This is a genomic window from Enterobacter cloacae complex sp. ECL72 (assembly GCF_019056635.1).
Lineage (GTDB): Bacteria > Pseudomonadota > Gammaproteobacteria > Enterobacterales > Enterobacteriaceae > Enterobacter > Enterobacter hormaechei_C.
Genome location: NZ_CP077659.1, coordinates 1,742,126 through 1,763,711, shown reverse-complemented (window position 1 = coordinate 1,763,711; position 21,586 = coordinate 1,742,126). Strand labels below are relative to the sequence as shown.

At 61.4% G+C, this 21,586-nt stretch carries 3 protein-coding genes; all 3 read right to left on the bottom strand.

Translation table 11 applies throughout. The features are described from left to right. Position 1: 1 nt before the first annotated feature. Positions 2-1,177, bottom strand: a complete 1,176-nt coding sequence (locus KTH07_RS08475; protein WP_032619700.1) for an HlyD family type I secretion periplasmic adaptor subunit — start codon at positions 1,175-1,177, stop codon at positions 2-4. Continuing rightward, positions 1,174-3,339: a type I secretion system permease/ATPase gene (locus KTH07_RS08470; RefSeq protein ID WP_063161898.1), complete on the bottom strand. Its 2,166-nt coding sequence runs from the start codon at positions 3,337-3,339 to the stop codon at positions 1,174-1,176. Before KTH07_RS08470 ends, KTH07_RS08475 begins: the two co-directional genes overlap by 4 nt. Before the next feature lie 176 nt (positions 3,340-3,515). Beyond that, positions 3,516-21,521, bottom strand: a complete 18,006-nt coding sequence (locus KTH07_RS08465; RefSeq protein WP_075606858.1) for an Ig-like domain-containing protein — start codon at positions 21,519-21,521, stop codon at positions 3,516-3,518. Between the last annotated feature and the right edge of the window lie 65 nt (positions 21,522-21,586).

Here is a 21,586-nt window from a genome sequence, read left to right as displayed (position 1 = left end):
TTTATCGCTCGCGCAGCGCCTCTTTTGCCTTATTCAATGGTTTCAGCAGATAATCAATGACGGATTTACTGCCGGTTTTGATATCAACCGTGGCTATCATGCCCGGGAACACCGGGAATTCCTTGCCCTGCCTGTTGGTCAGATGGTTACTGTCAGTACGAATATAAACGCGATAATAATAAACATCCCGTTTCACCTCGTCCTGAAGGGTATCCGGGGAAATCATCGTCACCTCCCCTTCCAGCCCGCCGTAGATCGAGTAGTCATAGGCGGTGATTTTCACCAGCGCTTTTTGCCCGGGATGGATAAACGCGACATCGCGCGGCGAGATTTTCGCTTCTATCACCATCTGGTCATCAAGCGGTACCAGGCTCATCAGTTTGCCGTTCGGCGGGATCACCCCGCCCACCGTCGTCACGTCAATGTCCTTCACGATGCCACGCACCGGTGCATTAAACGTTAAGCGGGTGAGTGAATCTTCGCGCCCTTTCATGACCGAACGCTGCGCTTCCATTTCTGCGTTCGCTTTCGCCAGTTCTTCGCGGGCGCGAACGTAGTACTGGTTTTTCATCTCGGTGATTTTGCTCTCCAGCTCATTTTTTTGACGTTCAAGGCGTAAGACTTCGACCTTACTGGCTGCCCCCTGCGTCACCAGCGGGCGCGTTAATGCCAGTTCACGCTGCACGAGATCCGCTCCCTGGCGTAAACCCGCCAGCCCTTTTTCCAGGCTTTCGCGACGTGACTGATAAAGCGCCGTTTCCTGTTTGACCAACTCAACGTCGTCATCCAGCTCTGCCGGGAATGTCAGCGCGGTGTCGTTCACCTCAGCATTCAGACGCGCGGCCGTCGCCATCGCAGCGTTTAATCGAGACTCGCTCTCCAGCACGCTGGACTCGGTTTTCGTCCGGTCCAGTTGGGCAAGCTGTTGACCACGCTCGACGATATCGCCTTCGCGCACCATCAGACTGTGGATAATCCCCCCTTCCAGGGACTGGATCACCTGCTCGTGGGAGGACGGGATCACCTTGCCGCTGCCCGTCGTGACCTCATCCAGCTGGAACAGGCTGGCCCAGGTAATAAAGACCACCAGCAGGGCAAACAGCGACCATGCCACCAGCGACGAACGCGGCAGGCGGGGCTCCTTCAGCCGGCTGTTAAAGCGGGAGAAATCATTCATGCCACGCCCTCCGTTTTCAGTTTAACCGTGCGCTGCGGCGCCTGCTGCGGGGCCATTCCGTGCTGGCGTAAAATGGCATCACGAGGGCCATCCATCACCACTTTGCCGTTTTCCAGGACGATGATGCGGTCAACCAGGTCCAGAATCGGCAGACGATGCGTCGCCACCACCAGCGTCCGGCGCTTACCGAGCCACTGGTGCAGATGCTGGATAAACTGCTTCTCGCTGACCTCATCCAGCCAGGCGGTGGGTTCATCCAGCAGCAGAATATTCGGCGAGGTGATCAGCGCGCGCGCCAGCAGCAGCGCCTGACGTTGCCCGCCGGAAAGCCCCGTTCCGCCCTCATTGATGATGGTGTTCAGCCCCATTTTCTGCTTGCGCACAAACTCCAGCGCGCCGCTGTTGACCAGCGCATGATGGATTTCCTCGTCTGTCGCCAGCGGATTACCCATCAGGATGTTGTCGCGTACGGAGCCGAAGAACAGCCGCGCCTGCTGGCTGAGCAACTGCATGTCGCGGCGCACGTCGGCCGGGTCAAGATGATTGAGAGCAATATCGTCCAGCAAAATGCTGCCCTGCTGTGGCTCCTGCATTCCCGCCAGCAGATGCAGCAAGGTGCTTTTCCCCGAACCATTCCGCCCGAGCACCGCCACGCGCTCCCCTGCGCGAATGCGCAGTTTGCTGATATTCAGCACGGTAAGCTTCTCTTCTTCATCGTAATAAAACCCGACGTCGTCCAGCCGATAATCACCGCGCAGATGGGCTTTATGCACTTTTTTGCCGTGCTGGGGATCGTCAATCGGGCGCTGCATCAGGTCATCCAGTCCCTTGCGGGCCACCTTTGCCGACTGCCAGCGGGAGAGCACGCCGGAAATCTGCGACAGGGGCGCGATGGTGCGGGACGCCAGAATCGAGGTCCCCACCAGCGCACCGGTGGTCATGTCGCCGCTGATAACCAGATAACACCCCACCAGCAGCACCACGGCGTAGACGATAGACTGCACCTCCTGGGTCCAGGTCAGCAGCAGCCCCGTCAGCCAGCGCTGCTTCATGCCGACGCTCGCGGCAACGTCATTGGTGTTATTCCACTGGTTCTGGAACCTCTGCTCGGCGCGCATTAGCTTGATGTCCTCAAGCCCCTGCACCGCTTCCACCAGCGTGGCGTTACGAATCGCCGATTCACGCATCCCTTCGCTGGAGAGTTTTCCCAGCGGGCGCTGCACCAGCAGGCCGGGAATGAGCAGCAGCGGTACGGCCAGCAGCACCACCAGCACCAGCGGGCCGCCAATCATCCACAGAATGAAGACGAACAGCAGGAAGAACGGCAGATCGGAGATAGCGGCAATGGTGGTGGAAGTGATCAGCTCCCGCACCGACTCCAGCTCGCGGATCTGGGCGATAAACGACCCGGTCGATTTCGACCGTGCGCCGTTTTTAATCCTCAGGGCGTGGGCAAACACGCGCTCGGAAATACGCAGGTCGGCGCGTTTCCCTACCACGTCCGAAATATGCACCCGCAGCATGCGCATGATGAATTCAAACACGATGGCGATCATCACACCGCCAAACAGCACCCACAGCGTGGCCTCCGACTGGGACGGCACCACCCTGTCATATACCTGCATGGAAAAGACCATGCCGGAGAGCGCCAGCACGTTGGCGACCAGCGCCACCAGCATTATGTCGCTGTAACGACGCCAGTCTTTCAGCGCCAGCTGCCAGAACCAGTTTTTCTCATAGGGTTTGATGTAATCATCCACGCGCGCATCCGGCGTGGACTCCAGGGGACGCAGCACCATCAGCCCCTTTAACCGCGAACCGAGTTCGTCGCGCGTCAGCGTCGTCTCCAGGCCCCCGTCGCCGCTAAACTGCACGCTGACGTTCCCTTCGTTGTCCATACGGTTGATGACCGCAATTTGCCCGCCGGTGAACTCCGCCAGCAGCGGTAAACGCCACGGATCGAGCGCTACGGCTCCCGCCGCCACCCAACGCATCCCCAGCCCAAGCTGGCGCGCCATCTCCTCCAGCACCAGCTGGCGTGGAGACTGGCTTTCATGGTTAATCGTGACCCGAACATGCTCCGCCGAAAAATCCAGCCGATAATATTTCGCGATGATGAGCATGCCCTGCAACCAGGGTTCGTACTGCGGATGTGTCTTCATAATGCTACGTCCTGTTCAGGGCGATGATTTCGCACTGAAATGATACCTTTCCGGGATGATTAGAAATCGAACACTGTCTAAACGAGCCCGCAAAATAATCTTGTGAAATATAGGGTTATGGCTATTCGTGTAAAGAAACGCAAAAGGCCGCGAGGAGCGCTCCCCGCGGCGTTGTTTTACGCAATTAACAGTTGATGATTGGCCAACAGCGTCGCCAGATCCGTCTGCACGCCGTTCAGCGTCACCAGCGTGGTGGGCGTGAACTGACCGCCCGTCCCGTCCAGGTCAACCTGGATCTCGGTGTTGCTGCCGTTTTGCACAACGCGGATGTAGTCGGCGATGTTGCCCGCGCTGCTGTCCAGCGTCGCCACGCCGTTCACGTAGCTCGCCGAGCCGGTGCCGGTATAGCCGCTGTCGGAAAGCAGGTCGCGCAGATCGATACGGTCCGTATCCGCCGTCCCTTCCCAGGTGCCGACGGTAAAGCCGTTCACCACATCGCTACCGTTGCCGCCCGTCGCGTCAGACGCGTTGATCAGCTTATAGAGCAACGTATCGTGACCGCCGCTGCCGATGTTGAAGGTGTCGTTCCCGCCCCGGCCTTCGAACTGGTTATCACCGCTGTTGCCGGTGATCACGTCGTCATAGTCGGAGCCGTTAATCCCTTCAATATTCAACAACCGCGTGGTACCGAATCCGGTGTCCTGCGCCGTTGAGAGGCGCAAATCAACGGTTATCCCAGAGGTGGCATTACGATAATCCACCACGTCCATGCCGCCGGTATTGCTCCAGGTGTCGTAGTCGGAATGGGTATTCCAGCCGCCGGAGCCGTTATAGGTATAGGTCCCATCCTCTGCGATAAAGGTGTCGTTATACCCGGTACCGGTGATGGTTCCGCTGTGGCCGCCGGTGGCCGCTTCGGCGGTGAGAACATAACCCTCTTTGCCGTTGCCCGCGTCCAGGCCGGTCCAGGTGACGTTATCCGAGACGCCGTTGGTGATCTTCACGATCTCCGCCGAGTAGGTTTCGTTCGGATCCAGCCCGTAGAAACTCACCAGCGCAGAGGTATCGTTCGAGCCAATGCCGGACTGAGCGTTGATGATCTGCGAGGCCACCAGCACGCCCGCAGCGTTATACAGATTGACCGTATTGCCGTAGTACGCGTTGATGCCTTCGCTATCGACAATGTGCAGATGCATCGCGGTACCGTCAGCGATCTCCGCATTGTTCTGCACCAGCACCACCTTACCGTTCTGCTGAGACACCAGCAGATCCTGCGCACCGTCCCAGTTGTAGTCCACCGCGGCGACACCGGTGACGTTGGCCAGCCCAGAAGCCAGCTGGCTTGAAGTCCAGGTTGAGCCGTAGCCGTTGTTGGTGAACAGGGTCGCCGTCTGTGAGCTGCCGTAGGTGCTGAGCTTGATGATGTCCATCTGCCCGTCACCGTTCCAGTCTACCGCCACCGACAGATAGCCCGCCGTGGCGTTAGAGGCTTCCACCGCGCTTTTGGTCGTGGAAAGCTGCCCGGTACCGTCGTTGTAGTAAATCACCCCGCCGTTGTTGTTGTAGCTGCTGCCGAGGTACAGATCCATGTAGCCATCGCCGTTAAAGTCCGCCCACGTCATGGAGGCCGCCGTGGTGGTATTCGAGGCGTTGGCCACAAACACGTTGGTCAGGTTCTGGCCAATGGAAAGCGTACCGTTCCCGTTGTTGTTAATCACGGTGAGCGAGTACGCCCCGCTGCGGTTGGTGTGCTGCACGATGTCCACGGTACCGTCGTTGTTCAGGTCGACGCCGGAGATTTCACGCCCGGAATCGAACTGGCCGTAGAATCCACCTTCCCCGCCGGTGCCGTCCGGCGACAGAACGCCGTTGGTATTCACCAGGTAGGTCAGGGAGTCCATACCGGCATCGCCGTACGCCAGATCAAGATAGCCATCGCCGGTTTTGTCGTAGGCAATTACGCCGCCGTACCAGATGGTGGTTCCCATCGCCAGCTGGCTGGCGGTGTAGCTGCTGCCATCGTAGGTCCACATCACCTGCGTAGAGCCCGCGTAGGTGTTCTCCGTCGCAAAGATATCCTGCGTGCCGTTACGGTCAAAGTCAGCTGCCGTCTGGCTCACCACATAGTAGCTACGGGTGTTAGTTAACGTATTCCCGGCATAGGTTGAATCATCGCTGCTGGAATAAGACTGTCCATTAGCGATGATATTCCACAGCCCGCTGCTGTTCATGCCGAGAGTCATGGTTGAGTTGTTGCTGTTCCCCGCAGTGGTCGCCCAGTCGGTATTCACCGAGGTGGTATCGATCACCAGGCTACCGGTTGCCGTACCGGTGGTGTTACCGTTGCCCGCGCTACTCTTCACCTGCGCGGTTACGTCGTAACTCGCCACACTCAGGGCATCGCTGTCCGGGATCTGTAGATACCAGGTATTGTGATCCGGGTCGACGACCACCGCACCGCCGGTCTGGGAGGTGTAGGTTTTCCCGTTCACCGTCACCACCAGATATTCACCGTTCACCAGGTCTGCGGAGACCGTACCGCTGACAATCGGCGTGGTATCCGAGGTGGTCTGGGCAGTAATCGCCGCGGTGGTGGTCGGGATGCTGGTATCGACGTTCAGCACAAAGCCATCCGATTCCGTGTAGTTACCGGCTTTGTCGGTGACGCGCAGAATGTAGGTGTGATTCCCGTCGAGCAGGCCGTTGTCCTGATAGGACCAGCTTGCGCTGCCGTTCATCGTGACCTGACCCAGCAAGATCCCGTCCCGGTAAAGCTGCACGATTTCGCCATCTTCCGGAGCGCGGTTAAGCGTACCGTTGATCAGCGGCGAGGTATCGTCCGTCGCGACTGATGCGCCGTACGTGCCTGTACGTTCACCTTCCCCGTCGGTATAGCTGACCACCGTTCCCACCGTGTCAGGCGGCGTGGTATCAACCGTTACCACCTGCGAAGAGGTTGAGCCGACGTTGCCCGCCTGGTCGATGATCTGCACCTGGTAGGTGTAATCCCCATCTGCCAGATCGCGGGTATCCGTATAGCTCCAGCGCTGGTTAGTGACGGTAGTGTCAATCCAGGTATTACCGCCGTCGAGGCTGATCTGTACGCGCTCGTCGCTGGCCAGCGCGCTGCCCAACGAGCCGTTGATCGTCAGCGAGGTGTCCATGGTGATGAAATCACTCCCGGACTGCCCGGTATCTTCGCTGATGCTGTCAATGGTGATGCCGTACTGCGGCGCCTGGGTATCCACCGTCACGTCCTGCGTGGTGGTGGCCCCAACGTTGCCCGCCTGATCGACAACCCGCACCTGATAGCGGTAGTCGCCGTCGGCCAGGGTGCGGGTGTCGTTATAACTCCACCGGGTGCCGCTTACCGTGGCGTAAACCCAGGTGGTGCCGCCATCCATGCTCACCTGCACATACTCACCCGCCCCGAGTTCGGCCCCGAGCGTCCCGTTGAGCGTGTACGAGGTCGAACTGGTCAGGAAGTCGTTATTGTCGAAGCCGGTATCGACGGTGATGTTATCCACGGTCACCGTAATCGCCGCATCCGGCGCGACCGTATCGACCGTCACCTGCTGATGAGCGCTGGCACCCACGTTGCCCGCCGCATCCACTACGCGAACGTAGTAGTCATAGGTCTGGTTACCCAGCGTGCGGCCGTCCACGTAGTACCAGCTGTTGCCAGTGACGATCACGTTCTGCCAGGTGACCCCGCCGTCGATGCTGATCTGGGCATATTCGCCGTCGGCCAGCGTTGCGCCGAGCGAGCCGTGCAGCGTCAGGGAGGTGTCATTGGTGATAAAGTCGCTGCTGCTCAGGCCGGTATCGTCGCTGATGCTGTCGATAGCGATCGTTTTGCTGGCGTCCGGCGCGACGGTATCAATGGTCACCACCTGGCTGGTAGTGGCGCTGATATTCCCCGCGTCGTCAATCACCCGCAGCTGATAGTTGTAGTCTCCGTCGGCCAGCGTGCGGCCGTCAACGTAGGTCCAGCTCAGGCCGCTGACGCTCACGTCAGTCCAGGTTGCGCCACCGTCGAGGCTGATCTGAGCGTGGTCACCGCTGCCCAGGGCCGCGCCGAGCGTCCCTTTCAGGCTGATCTGGTTGTCGCTGGTAATAAAGTCGCTGTCGGACAGGCCGGTATCCTGCGAGACGGAATCCACGGTAATAGTCGCCGCCGCAGGCTTCGTCAGATCGATTACCACGTCCTGGCTGTCCGTTGCCCCAACGTTGCCTGCATTGTCGATCACGCGCACCTGGTACTGGTACGTACCGTCGGTCAGGGTACGGCCATCGGTGTAGCGCCAGGTGGTGCCGGTGACGGTCAGGTCAATCCAGGTAGTACCGCCGTCAAGGCTGATCTGCGCTTTCTCGTTATTGCCGAGCTGCGCGGTCAGGGAACCATTCACCACCACCTGGCTGTCGTTGGTGATGAAGTCATTCGCGCTGAGGCCGGTATCGTTTTGCAGGGAATCAATGCTGATCCCCATCGACGGTGCGGTGAGATCCACGGTAACGGTATGGTTATCGCTGGCGCTGTTGCCGATGGCGTTGCTCACCTGCGCGTTAATCACGTACGAACCGCCGTCCGCCAGCGCGGTCACGTCTGCGCTGCCGACCGTATAGCTCCAGGTGCCGTCATTTTGAACGGTAGCCGTGTAGGTTTTACCGTTAAGCGTAATGGTCACCGTCTGGCCCGTTGGCGCATCGGTGGTGCCGCTGATAACCAGCGGCGTGCCGTGCTCGGCGGCGTTGACGATATCATCCTGCGCAAAGGTGTTAATGGCGATGGTCGGCACGTCGCCGTTCAGCGTCACGTCGTGCGTTGCGCTGCCCGGGTTACCTGCCTTATCGCTCACCGTAGCCGTAATGGTGTAATCCCCGTCGCTCAGTCCGAGGAAGTCGCGTCCCGGCACGAAGACGGACCAGGAGCCATTCGCCGCCACGGTCGCCTGATAGCTGTGGCCGTTGAAGGAGACGGTCACCGTCTGGCCCTGCTCCGCGGTGGTGGTCCCGCTGATGGTCTGTCCCGCCAGCTGCTCGGCGTTGTTGACGATATCGTCATCGGCCACGGTGCTGATGGTCACGGCTGGCGCGACGGTATCGACCGTTAAGGTATGCGTCGTCTGGCCGTTATTACCCGCCTTGTCGTTCACCGACGCGGTGACCGTCAGCGCGCCTTCGCTCAGGTTGGCAAGATCGGCGGCCGGGACGTCGAGCGTCCAGGTGCCGTCGTTTGCCACAAGCGCAGTGTAGGTTTTCCCGCCCAGCGTGACGGTCACCGTCTGGCCTGCTTCCGCGCTGGAAGAGCCGTGTACGGTGAGCGGCTGTTGGGCTTCCGCCGCATTCAGCACATCGTCGCCCGACAACGTGTTCACGCTAATCACCGGCGCGGTGGTGTCCACGCTGATGGTGTGCGTCGCCGAGGCGCTGTTCCCGGCGCTGTCCTGCGCCGAAACAGAAACCTGGTAGCTCGCGCCGTCGGCAAGGGTGCCCACGTCGGCGGCCGGTACGGTGGTTGTCCAGGAGCCATCGCTCTGGATAGTGGCCGTATAGCTCTTACCATTCAGGGTGATAGTGACCTGCGTGCCGTTAGCAAACTGCGCGCTGGAGCCGTTGATGACCAGCGACGCCCCCGCTTCTGCCGCATTGATCACGTCATCACCGCTGAGGGTGTTGACGGTCAGCGCGACCGATGCGGTATTTACCACCACGTCATGGGTCTGGGTGCTGCTGTTGCCCGCGCTGTCGGTGATTGTCGCGCTGAGGGTCACGGTGCCGTCGGTCAGGGCAGAAATGTCGCTGGCAGGAACGCCCACGCTCCATTTGCCACTGGCGTCAACGGTGGTGGTGTACTGGTTCGAACCTATCGTGATGACCAGCTTATCGCCGACGCTGGCGCCGGTTGCGGTGCCGCTGATGACCTGCGCCTGCCCGTGCTCAACGCTGTTGATGACGTCATCGCCCGCCACGACGTTAAAGCTGACGGTCGGCGGCGTAGTATCGAGCGTAATCGCTTTGCCCGCGCTGCCCGGGTTACCCGCGGCGTCACTCACGCTCACCTGCACGGTGTAGCCGTTATCCGCCAGAGTGGACAGATCGGCGGCCGGCACGTTAATGCTCCAGACGCCGCCCTGCTGAACCTGTGCGGTATAGCTGTTTCCACCGAGGTTAACGGTTACCGTCTGACCGACTTCAGCCGTGGTGGTGCCGGAAATGGCCACGCCCGCAGCCGCTTCGCTGCCGTTGATCACGTTGTCGCCGGCTACCGTGTCAATGGTCACGGTTGGCGCCGTGGCATCGACGCTGTACTCCCGGCCCGCAGACGCGCTGTTGCCGTTCACATTGGTAACGCTCACCTGCACGCTGGCGTCGCCGTCTTTCAGACCCGCAAGATCCGAGGAAGGCACGGTGGCCGTCCAGTTGCCGTCGGCATCGACTTTGGCGGTGTAAGACTTGCCGCCAAAGGTGATGGTCACGGTCTGGTTCTCTTCCACATTGGAGGTGCTGCCGGAAAGCACCAGATCCGCGCCTTTCTCCGCCGCGTTAATCACGTCGTCGGTGGCGATGGCATCAATGCTGATCGCCACGGCTGCCAGATCGACGGTGACGTCGTGGCTGATAGAGACCGGATTGCCCGCCGCGCTCTGGCCTGCAACGGTCACGGTAACCGTGCCCGCAGCCAGGGCCCCGACGTCTGCTGCCGGGATCGCCGCGCTCCAGGTACCGTCTGCCAGCACGGAGGCCGCATAGGTTTTGCCATTGACGGTCACGGTGAGCGTAGTGCCTGCCGCCAGTCCGTCGCTGGAGCCGGTGACAATCAGGTTCTGTCCATGCTCGATGCTGTTAATCACATCGTCGCCCGCGACGGTATCCACGCGCAGGCCCGGCAGGCTGGCGTCGATAGTGATATCGCGCTCGCCCGTTCCCGTATTGCCATGGTCATTAGTGACGGTTGCTGACACCGTTAAATCGCCATTGCCCAGCGCGGTCAGGACGGATTCCGGCACGTTAACGGACCAGGTCAGATCGCTCTGCACCGTCGCGGTATAGGTGTTGCCGCCGATGTTCACCGTCACGGTGTTACCGATGTCCGCGTTCGCCACCTTACCGGTAATGGTCTGGCCTGCGGCCACTTCCGCCGCGTTGATGACGTTGTCCCCCGCCACGGTGTTGATGGTGACGGTTGGCAGCGCGGTATCGACAAGCAGGTTCGCCGTAGTGCTGATGCTGTTGCCCACGCCGTTGGTGGCCGTCGCGCTCAGGGTGTAGCTGGCTTCACCGAGGCCTGACAGATCCGCAGCCGGAACCGTCAGGCTCCAGGTGCCGTCTGCCGCAGTCGTCGCCGTGTAGTTTTTACCGTTCAGGGTCACGGTGACCACGGTGCCTTCCGCCAGGTTGGCGCTGGTGCCGCTGACGCTCAGATCCTGGCCTTTTTCAACGGCGTTCAGGACGTTGTCATCGCTGATGGCGTTGAAGCTGACCGACGGCAGACCGGTATCGACGGTCACATTATGCGTGCCGCTGCCGGTATTGCCCGCCGCGTCGGTGACTGACGCAGTGACGGTCACGCTGCCGTCGCTGAGGCCTGAAATCACATTCGCCGGAACGCCCACGCTCCAGTTACCCGCCGCATCCAGCACGGTGGTGTACGACTGGCCGCCGATGGTGACGGTGACGGTGTCGCCCGCCGCCGCGCCGGTGGCGGAGCCGCTGATAATCTGCGCCTGATTGTGTTCAGCCACGTTAATCACATCGTCACCTGCAACGGTGTGGATGGTCACCGCAGGTACGGTGACGTCCACCGTCAGGGTGTGGTCAACCGACGCCGGGTTACCCGCCTTGTCGCTGACTGAGGCGGTGACCGTCACGCTGCCGTCGGTTAATCCTGCCAGATCCGCCGCCGGAACGTTCAGCGTCCAGCTGCCGTTCGCGCTGACGGTTGTGGTGTAATCTTTGCCGTTCAGCGATACGGTCAGCGTCTGGCCTGCTTCGGCGGTACTGGTGCCGGAGATTGCCAGGTCTGACTGAGCTTCCGTGGCGTTCAGGATATCGTCGGTGGCAATCGTGTTGATGGTCACGGACGGCGCGGTAGCATCCACGCTGTACTCACGGCCCGCCGAGGCGCTGTTGCCGTTCACGTTGGTGACGCTCACCTGCACGCTGGCGTCGCCATCCTTCAGGCCAGCCAGATCCGCTGACGGCACGGTGTAAGTCCAGTTGCCGCTGTCGTCCACGGTGGTGGTGTAGATCCTGCCGTTCAGACTGATGGTCACGGTCTGCCCGGCTTCCACGTTGGTGGTCACACCGGACAGCACCAGATCCGCGCCCTTCTCCGCCGCGTTAATCACGTCGTCGGTGGCAAGCGCATTGATGCTGATGGCAACGGTAGTCAGATCCACGGTCACGTCGTGGCTGATGGTGATCGGATTACCCGCCGCGCTGTCACCGGTAACGCTGATTTTCACGGTGCCTTCCGGCCACGCGCTCACGTCGGCGGACGGGATCGCCGCGCTCCAGGTGCCGTCTGCCAGTACCGTTGCCGCGTAATCTTTACCGTTGACGGTAACCGTCAGCGCCGTGCCCGGCGCCAGCCCGTCGCTGGAGCCTGAAACAATCAGGTTCTGCGCGTGCTCGATGGTGTTGACCACGTCGTCACCCGCCACGGTATTCACGCGCAGGCCCGGCAGGTTAGCGTCGATAGCGATCTCGCGTTCGCCGGTGCCGGTGTTGCCGTGGCCGTTGGTGACGGTCGCCGTCACGCTCAGGCTGCCGTTGCCGAGTGCGGTCAGCACGTCAGACGGCACGTTGACGGACCAGGACAGATTATTCTGCACCGTTGCGGTGTAGCTGTGGCCGCCGATAGTCACGGTCACGGTGTTGCCCGCTTCGGCATTCGCCACGGTGCCGCTCAGTGTCTGGCCTGCCGCCACTTCCGCCGCGTTGATGACGTTGTCCCCCGCCACGGTGTTGATGGTAACGGTTGGCAGCGCGGTGTCGACAAGCAGGTTCGCAGAACTGCTCACGCTGTTGCCAACGCCGTTGGTGGCCGTCGCGTTCAGGGTGTAACTGGCCTGACCGAGACCGGCCAGATCCGCAGCCGGAACCGTCAGGCTCCAGGTGCCGTCTGCCGCAGTTGTCGCCGTGTAGTTTTTACCGTTCAGGGTCACGGTGACCACGGTGCCTTCCGCCAGGTTGGCGCTGGTGCCGCTGACGCTCAGATCCTGGCCTTTTTCAACGGCGTTCAGGACGTTGTCATCGCTGATGGCGTTGAAGCTGACCGACGGCAGACCGGTATCGACGGTCACATTATGCGTGCCGCTGCCGGTATTGCCCGCCGCGTCGGTGACTGACGCAGTGACGGTCACGCTGCCGTCGCTGAGGCCGGAAATGACGCTGGCCGGAACGCCCACGCTCCAGTTACCCGCCGCATCCAGCACGGTGGTGTACGACTGGCCGCCGATGGTAACGGTGACCTTATCGCCCGCCGCCGCGCCGGTGGCGGAGCCGCTGATAATCTGCGCCTGATTGTGTTCAGCCACGTTAATCACGTCGTCGCCTGCCACGGTGTGGATGGTCACTGCCGGAACGGTGACGTCCACCGTCAGGTTGTGGTCCACCGACGCCGGGTTACCCGCCTTGTCGCTGACGGCCGCGGTCACGGTGACGCTGCCGTCGGTTAATCCTGCAAGGTCAGCTGCCGGCACGTTCAGCGTCCAGCTGCCGTTCGCGCTGACGGTTGTGGTGTAATCTTTGCCGTTCAGCGATACGGTCACCGTCTGGCCTGCTTCGGCGGTGCTGGTGCCAGAGATTGCCAGGTCGGACTGCGCTTCTGAGGCGTTCAGGATATCGTCGGTGGCAATCATGTTGATGGTCACGGACGGCGCGGTAGCATCCACGCTGTACTCGCGTCCCGCAGACGCGCTGTTGCCGTTCACGTTGGTGACGCTGACCTGCACGCTGGCGTCGCCGTCTTTCAGACCGGTCAGATCCGCAGACGGCACCGTGGCGGTCCATTTACCCTCAGCGTCCACCGTGGCGGTGTAGTTCTTGCCGCCGAAGGTGATGGTGACGATCTGGTTTTCTTCGACGTTCGAGGTGGTGCCGGAGAGCACCAGATCCGCACCCCTCTCGGCGGCGTTGATCACGTCATCGGAAGCGATGGCGTCAATGCTGATGGCGACGTTTGCCAGATCCACCGTCACATCATGGTTGATAGTCACCGGATTGCCCGCGCTGCTCTGGCCTTCAACGTTCACGGTGACCGTGCCTGCGGCAAGGGCACTCACGTCCGCAGAAGGGATCGCCGCGCTCCAGGTGCCGTCTGCCAGCACGGTGGCCGGATAGGTTTTACCGTTTACGGTGACGGTCAGCGCCGTACCCGCCGTCAGGCCGTCGCTTGAACCCGTGATAATCAGATTCTGCCCGTGTTCGATGCTGTTAATCACGTCATCGCCCGCTACGGTGTCCACGCGCAGGCCCGGCAGATTCGCGTCGATAGTGATATCGCGCTCGCCGCTGCCGCTGTTGCCCACGCCGTTCGTGACGCTGGCGGTCACAGTCAGATCGCCATTGCCCAGCGCGGTGAGCACAGATTCCGGTACGCTGACGGACCAGGTGAGATTGTCCTGTACCGTTGCGGTGTAGCTGTGGCCGCCAACAGACACAGTCACGGTGTTGCCCGCTTCGGCATTCACCACTGTGCCGCTAATGGTCTGGCCGGTTGCCAGCTCCGCTGCGTTGATCACGTCGTCGCCCGCCACGGTGTTGATGATGACGCCAGGCAGCACGGATTCCACGTTCACGGTGTGCGAGGTGCTGGAGCTGTTGCCGACGCTGTCCGTCGCGGAGGCCGACACGGTGTAAAGCGCTTCACCCAGTTGCCCCACCTCGCTCGCCGGAACGGTTGTGGTCCATTGGCCATTGGTGTCCACCGTGGCGCTGTACGCTTTGCCGTTGAGCATCACGGTGACCACCGCGCCCGCTGCCAGCCCGGAAGCCGTACCTGTGATGGTCAGATCCTGCGTTTTCTCGCTGCTGTTGATCACATCGTCACCGGACACGGTGTCAATGGTCAGCACCGGCGCGGTGAGGTTGACTTCAACCTCGTGCGTTGTGCTGTTGCTGTTTCCGGCTTTATCGGTCAGCGCCGCGGTGATGGTGTAATCCCCGGCGGCCAGGGCACTCACGTCCGCCGCAGGCACGCCCACGCTCCACCTGCCGGAAGTGTCCAGGGTCGCGGTGTAATCTTTGTTATTGATGGTGACGGTCACCACGTCGCCCGCCGCCGCACCGGTCACGGAACCGGTGACAATCAGCGCCTGCGCATGCTCGGCGCTGTTGATCACGTCGTCGTCGGAAACGGTGTTAATGGTCAGCTGTGGCACCGTGGTATCCACCAGCACATCGCGGTCCGCCGAGGCCGGGTTACCCGCCTTATCCGCGACGGCTGCCGTGATGGTGTAATCGCCGTCGGTAATCGCGCCGATATCCGCAGAGGGTACGGTGACGCTCCAGCTGCCGTTCGCCTGTACGGTGGTGGTGTAGTCCACGCCGTTCAGCGTCACGGTCACGGTCTGGCCCGCTTCGGCGTTGGAGACACCGTTAACGACCAGATCCTGCTGCGCTTCGGCCGCGTTGATGATGTTGTTGTCGCTGACGATCTCGATGGACACCGTCGGCGCGGTGGCGTCCACGCTGTATTCGCGGCCCGCCGAGGCGCTGTTGCCGTTCACGTTGGTGACGCTTACCTGCACGCTGGCGTCGCCGTCTTTCAGTCCGCCCAAATCGGCAGACGGTACGGTCGCCGTCCAGTTGCCGCTGGCATCCACCGTCGCGGTGTACAACTTGCCGCCGAAGGTGATGGTAACGGTCTGGTTTTCTTCCACGTTGGTGGTCGAGCCAGACAGCACCAGGTCCGCGCCTTTCTCAGCCGCGTTGATTACGTCGTCAGAAGCAATCGGATTAATGCTGATGGCGACTGCCGCCAGATCCACTTTCACGTCGTGGCTGATGGAAACCGGGTTACCCGCCGCGCTCTGGCCGTCAACGGTCACGGTGATCGTGCCTGCGCTCAGCGCGCCGACGTCCGCCGCCGGAATAGCCGCCGTCCAGGTGCCGTCCGCCAGCACGGTTGCCGCGTAGATTTTGCCGTTGACGGTGACCGTCAGCGCCGATCCGCTCGCCAGCCCGTCGCTGGAGCCGGTGATAATCAGGTTTTGACCATGTTCGATGCTGTTGATCACATCGTCGCCTGCTACGGTATCCACGCGCAGGCCCGGCAGGCTGGCATCAATCGTGATGTCGCGTTCGCCGGTGCCGGTGTTGCCGTGGCCATTGGTCACGCTCGCAGTTACGGTGAGATCGCCGTTACCGATAGCGGTTAAGACGTCAGACGCCACGTTAACCGACCAGCTCAGGTCGTCCTGAACCGTCGCGGTATAGGTGTTGCCCCCGATACCGATCGTGACAGTGTCACCGCTCGCCGCGCCGCTCACTTTCCCGCTCAGGGTTTGTCCGGAAGCCACTTCCGCCGCGTTAATCACGTCGTCGGTGGCAACCGCATTAATGGTGACCTGCGGCAGCGCGCTGTCGACCAGCACGCTATGGCTGGTATTCGCGCTATTACCCGCGGTATCGGTCACGCTGGCCGTCACGCTGTAGCTCGCTTCGCCCAGTACCGAGACGTTTGCCGCCGGAAGGGTGACGCTCCAGTTACCGCTGGCATCGGTGGTGGCGGCGTAACTGATACCGTTCAGGGTTACGGTGATGCGGGTCCCGTCCGGCTGGTTGCTGGTGCCGGAGATCAACAGGTCCTGGCCTTTTTCGGTCGCGTTGATCACGTCGTCAACCGCCAGGGTATTGATGGTAATCACTGGCGCGGTCAGGGAGACGTCAAACGCGTGCGTCGCGCTGGTGCTGTTGCCCGCTTTATCGGTGAGTGTCGCGGAGATCGTCTGATCGCCGTTAGCCAGCGCGCCCACGTCCGTCGCCGGAACGCCCACGCTCCAGTTGCCGGACGCATCCAGCATCGCGGTGTAGTCTTTGCCGTTCAGGGTCAGGGTAATCACATCGCCCGCCTGCGCGCCCGTCACCTTGCCGGTGACAATCAGCGCCTGGCCGTGCTCGGCAATATTAACAATGTCGTCGCCCGCCACAATGTTGAAGGTAATCTGCGGCACGGTAGTGTCGACCAGCACGGACGCCCCCGCGCTGGCCGGGTTGCCCGCTTTATCGGACACGGTCACCGTGACCGCCGCGCTGCCGTCGGCGATCCCCGCCAGATCCGCCGCCGGAACGTCCAGCGTCCAGCTGCCGTTCGCCTGCACCTGGGCGGTGTACTGATTGCCGTTGAAGGTCACGGTGACCGTCTGGCCTGCTTCGGCAGTAGATGTTCCGCTCAGGGTCAGATCCTGCGCCGCCTCTGCCGCATTCAGCATATTGTCGCCGCTGATGGTGTTGATGGTGACCGCTGGCGCGGCGGTATCGACGCTGAATGCCTGCGAGGAAGAGGCTGCGTTGCCGTTCACGTTGGTGACGCTGACCTGTACGCTGGCGTCGCCGTCCTTCAGGCCGCTCAGATCGGCAGCCGGTACGGTGCAGGTCCAGTCGCCGTTGGCATCGACCGTCGTGGTCCAGGTTTTACCCGCAAAGATAATGGTAACGGTCTGGCCCGCTTCAACGTTCGAGGAGGAGCCGGACAGCACCAGATCCTGGCCTTTTTCTGCCGCGTTAAGCACGTTGTCGTCCGTCACGCTGTTGATGCTTATCGCCACCGGGGCGAGATCGACATCCACAACGGTACCGATATTCACCGGGTTGCCGGAGGTATCCTGCGCGCTGGCGCTGATGGTGAGCGACCCGTCCGCCCACCGGGAGACGTCGGCGGCCGGAACCGCAGCCTGCCAGCTGCCATCCGCCAGTACCGAGGCGGAATAACTCTTGCCGTTGATGGTCACGGTGACGGTGCTACCCGCCGCCAGGTCGGTGCTGGTGCCGGCGATAACCAGGTTCTGCGCGTGTTCAATAACGTTAATGACGTCGTCACCGGCGACGGTATCAATGCGCAGGCCGGGCAGCTGGGCGTCAATGGTGACATCCAGGGAAGACGATCCGGTATTGCCGTGCGCGTTCGTCACGCTGGCCGATACGGTCAGGTCGCCGTTACCGAGCGCGGTTAACTGACTCTGGGTTAACGGCAGGCTCCAGGTGAGATCGTCCTGTACGGTGGCCGTGTATGTCTGCCCGCCGAGGATAATCGTGACGGTATCGCCCGATGCCGCGTTAGAAACCTTTCCGGTCAGGGTTTGCCCTGCGGCCACTTCCGCCGCGTTGACGATATTGTCGCCCGCGAAGTTGTTGAGGGTAACAACCGGCAGCGAGCTGTCCACCAGTACATCGTGCGTGGCAGCGGCGCTGTTGCCCACATTATCGGTGACGCTCGCCGTCACGGTGTAATTGGCTTCACCCAGCGCGCTCACCGCAGAGGCGGGGACGGTAACGCTCCAGTTGCCGCTGGCGTCGGTGGTGGCGGTGTAGTTGATACCGTTCAGATTAACGGTGATGGTGGTTCCTTCCGGCTGGTTGCTGGTGCCGGAAAGCAGCAGATCTTCGCCCTTCTCTGCCGCATTGATCACGTCATCCGCGGCCAGCGTGTTAATACCGATAACGGGCGTCACAGTATTGACCACCACATCCACTGAACTGCTGCCGGTGTTGCCGGATTGGTCGGTCACGGAGACGTTAATGGTCCAGGTGCCGTCCGTCAGCCCCTGAACGACGGACGCAGGCAGGCCGAGGCTCCAGTTGCCTGCCGCATCCACCACGGTGGTGTAGTCCACGTTATTGATGGTGATGATGACCAAATCACCCGCCGCCGCGCCGGTGACGGAGCCGCTCAGGATCTGCGCCTGAGCATGGGCCAGCTGGTTAACGGTGTTGGTGTCGGTGACGAAATCGTTGATGGTCACCTGCGGCACGGTGGCATCCACCAGCCCAACGCGGTCCGCGCTGCTGCTGTTGCCCGCCACGTCGCTGACGGTGGCCGTCACGGTGACATTGCCATCGCTCAGCGCGCTAACGTCGGCGGCAGGCACGTTCAGCTGCCAGCGACCGTCCGCCTGGACCGTGGTCTGGTAAGATTTACCATTCAGCGTCACGGTGACCGTCTGGCCCGCTTCAGCGGTTGTGCTGCCGCTGAGCATCAGATCCTGCTGCGCTTCTGCCGCATTAATGATGTTGTCGTCGGTCAGGTTATCAAGCGTAATGGCTGGCGGCTGCGTATCGACGATCACCACGCGTGAAGCGTCCGCGCTGTTGCCGTTGACGTTAGTCACGCTGACGCTCACCTGCGCCCGCCCGTCGATCAGCGTTTCCATCGCGCTCGCCGGAACGGTCAGGCGCCAGGAGCCGTCCTGCTGCACCTGTGCGGTAAAGGTTTGATCCGCGAATTTCACCACCACGGTCTGCCCGGCCTCCACGCCTTGCGTCTGACCGGAAAGCGTGACATCCGCGCCTTTTTCCGCCGCGTTCAGCATATCGTCAGTGGTTACGGTATCGATGGTGACGGCCACCGCGTTCAGGTCAAGCTCGATCGGGTGTTCAGCCGCCACGGTGTTGCCCCAGGCATCTTCCGCGCTGACGCTGACGGTCATGCCTCCCGCCGTCCATGCCTGAAGGTCCGCCGCAGGCACGCCAATCTGCCAGCTGCCGCTGGCGTTAACCGTGGTGACGTATTCGACATTATTGATGGTAACGGTGATCTGTGTGCCTTCAGCCAGATGAGTGCTGGAGCCGGTGACGGCCAGATCCTGCTGCTGCTCGATGGCGTTAATCACGTCATCGCCAGAGATCGTGTTCACGCGCAGGCCCGGCAGTTCGGCGTTGATGTTGATATCACGTTCGCCGGTGCCGGTATTGCCGTGCGCATTGGTGACAGAGGCGCTGAAGGTTAAATCGCCGTCGCCAAACGCCTGGAGGTCGGCCGATGGGATCGTCACGCTCCATTTCAGGTCGCTGCCAACCGTCGCGGTGTAGCTCTTGCCGCCCACGGTGACAGAGACGGTATCGCCCGCCGCCGCGCCGGTGACGCGTCCGCTGAGGGTTTGGTCAACCGCCGCTTCGGCGTTATTGACCAGGTTATCCCCGGCAAAGGTGTTGACGATCACCTGCGGCAGCGCGGTATCGACCAGCAGATTCGCCTCGGCGGAGCCGCTGTTACCCACGCTGTCGGTGCCGCTGACGCTGACGGTGTACAGGGTATTCGCCAGATCCAGCACGTCGGAAACCGGCACCTGAACGGACCAGCGACCGTTCTCAAGGGTGGCCTGATAGTTAACGTTGTTCAGCGTCACGGTGACGGTGCTGCCGTTCGGCAGATTACTGGTCCCGCTCAGGCTCAGGGGCTGCATGGCCTCCTGCGCATTCAGGACGTTATCCTGACTGATGGGGTCAAAGGTAAATTCCGGCGGGTTGCCGCTGAGCGTAATGCCGTGCGTCGCGCTGCCGGTGTTGCCCGCCGCATCGGTCACGGCGACCGAAATGCTGTGGCTACCTTCCCCCAGCGCGCCAATGACGGAGGCAGGCACGCCGACGCTCCAGCTGCCGTCCGCCTGGACGACACCGGTAAAGGTCTTGCCGCCAACGGTCACGGTGACAACGTCGCCCGCTGCCGCGCCGTTCGCCTGGCCGGAAATAATCTGCGCCTGCCCCTGCTCGCTGGTGTTCAGAATGTCGTCGCCCGCGACGGTGTTGATGGTGACCACCGGCGCTGCGGTATCGACCGTGAAATCGGCGGTGACGGAGGACCCGTTACCCGCTTTGTCGCTGACGTTTACCGTCAGGGTGTGCTCGCCGTTAGCCAGCGCCTGTACTTCACTGGCCGGAAGCGTAACGGACCAGGTGCCGTCGCTGCCCACGGTCGCCGTGTGATTTTTGCCGTTCAGCGTGACCGTCACAATCTGGCCCGCTTCCGCATCGGTTTTCCCGGTCAGCGTCAGCGGCTGATTATGTTCAGCCGCGTTGATGATGTTGTCCTGGGCGATCGTGTCGACAGAGATCACTGGCGAGGCGGTATCGACGCCAATCGTCTGGCTGCCGGACACGGTGTTGCCCGCCGCGTCTTTACCGCTGACGTTGACCGTCCAGGTGCCATCGCCCAGCGCCTGCGCGTCGGCAGCAGGCACCTTCACGCTCCATGCGCCGTTTGCCCCCACTTCTGCGGAATAGGTTTTGCCGTTGAGCGTGACGGTAAGCGCCGTTCCCTGCGCCAGGTTTTTGCTGGTGCCGGACAGCGTAAAGCCAGCGGACTGCTCGCTGGCGTTGATCACGTTATCGCCCGCCGTGGTGGCGAGCGTCACGCTGGCATCCGCTGTAGAAACGGTTACGGTGATACTGCCCGCAGAGGTCGTTTTACTGCCGTCGATCTGTACGACAGACCAGGTATGCTCCCCGTCGGCCTGGGTCGGGAGTGTTACCGTCCAGGTGCCGTCCTTCGCGACCATGGTGCTGGCGATAGTGCTGCCGCTGCCGTCTTTAACCTGAATGGTCGCGCCCGGCTGCCCGGTACCGCTGAAGGTGGGGGTGTTGTCATCCGTGACCGCTTTTGCACTCAGCACGCCCTGCTTGTCACCCGCGTTGTCCGTCAGCAAAAATGTCGGCGTGGCGCTTTCGACTTCTTTTGTATTATCAATAACTTTGGTTTTGGTTTCGCCATCGCCGCCGTGAGCCAGCAGTGCGCCGATCGCACCGCCCCCTAACGCCGCACCGGCAATCCAGCCCCACGGCGCATCGCTTAAGACGCTTCCCTGCTCCAGGAAAGGTTCAATGCTGCTAATGGGTGCAGCCTGGGCGGTTAATTCGGTGGCGGCAACGCCTGATGCTTCCCCGGCATCGGCAAATGAAATATGCGTCAGCTCCTGGTTATCGTTAAATACCAGTTCGGAATGATTATGGGTTTCCGTGTCTTCGACAAAATAATTATTGCAGCGGATCACGCTGCCATCTTTCATATAAATGAGGAGGTCATTCCCCTGGCGGACATAACGCACCACGTCCTGAGCTGAACCCTGAATTTCAATCACGCTCGGCGATGAAATAGAGACCGAGAGATTCCCTTCACCGGTTAATTTCGTCTTCTCTGCCGTTTTGCGAATGATGACATCAACAACTTTTGCGGTACTCATATTCTTCTCCTTGCAGGTGCGCGTATTCCTGTGGATATGTCCACCAGAGGGATGTAGCTATCCTT

Bases quoted from the DNA above. Each gene is read 5' to 3' on its own strand.
- KTH07_RS08465 (WP_075606858.1), bottom strand. From the start codon at position 21,521: ATGAGTACCGCAAAAGTTGTTGATGTCATCATTCGCAAAACGGCAGAG.
- KTH07_RS08475 (WP_032619700.1), bottom strand. From the start codon at position 1,177: ATGAATGATTTCTCCCGCTTTAACAGCCGGCTGAAGGAGCCCCGCCTG.
- KTH07_RS08470 (WP_063161898.1), bottom strand. From the start codon at position 3,339: ATGAAGACACATCCGCAGTACGAACCCTGGTTGCAGGGCATGCTCATC.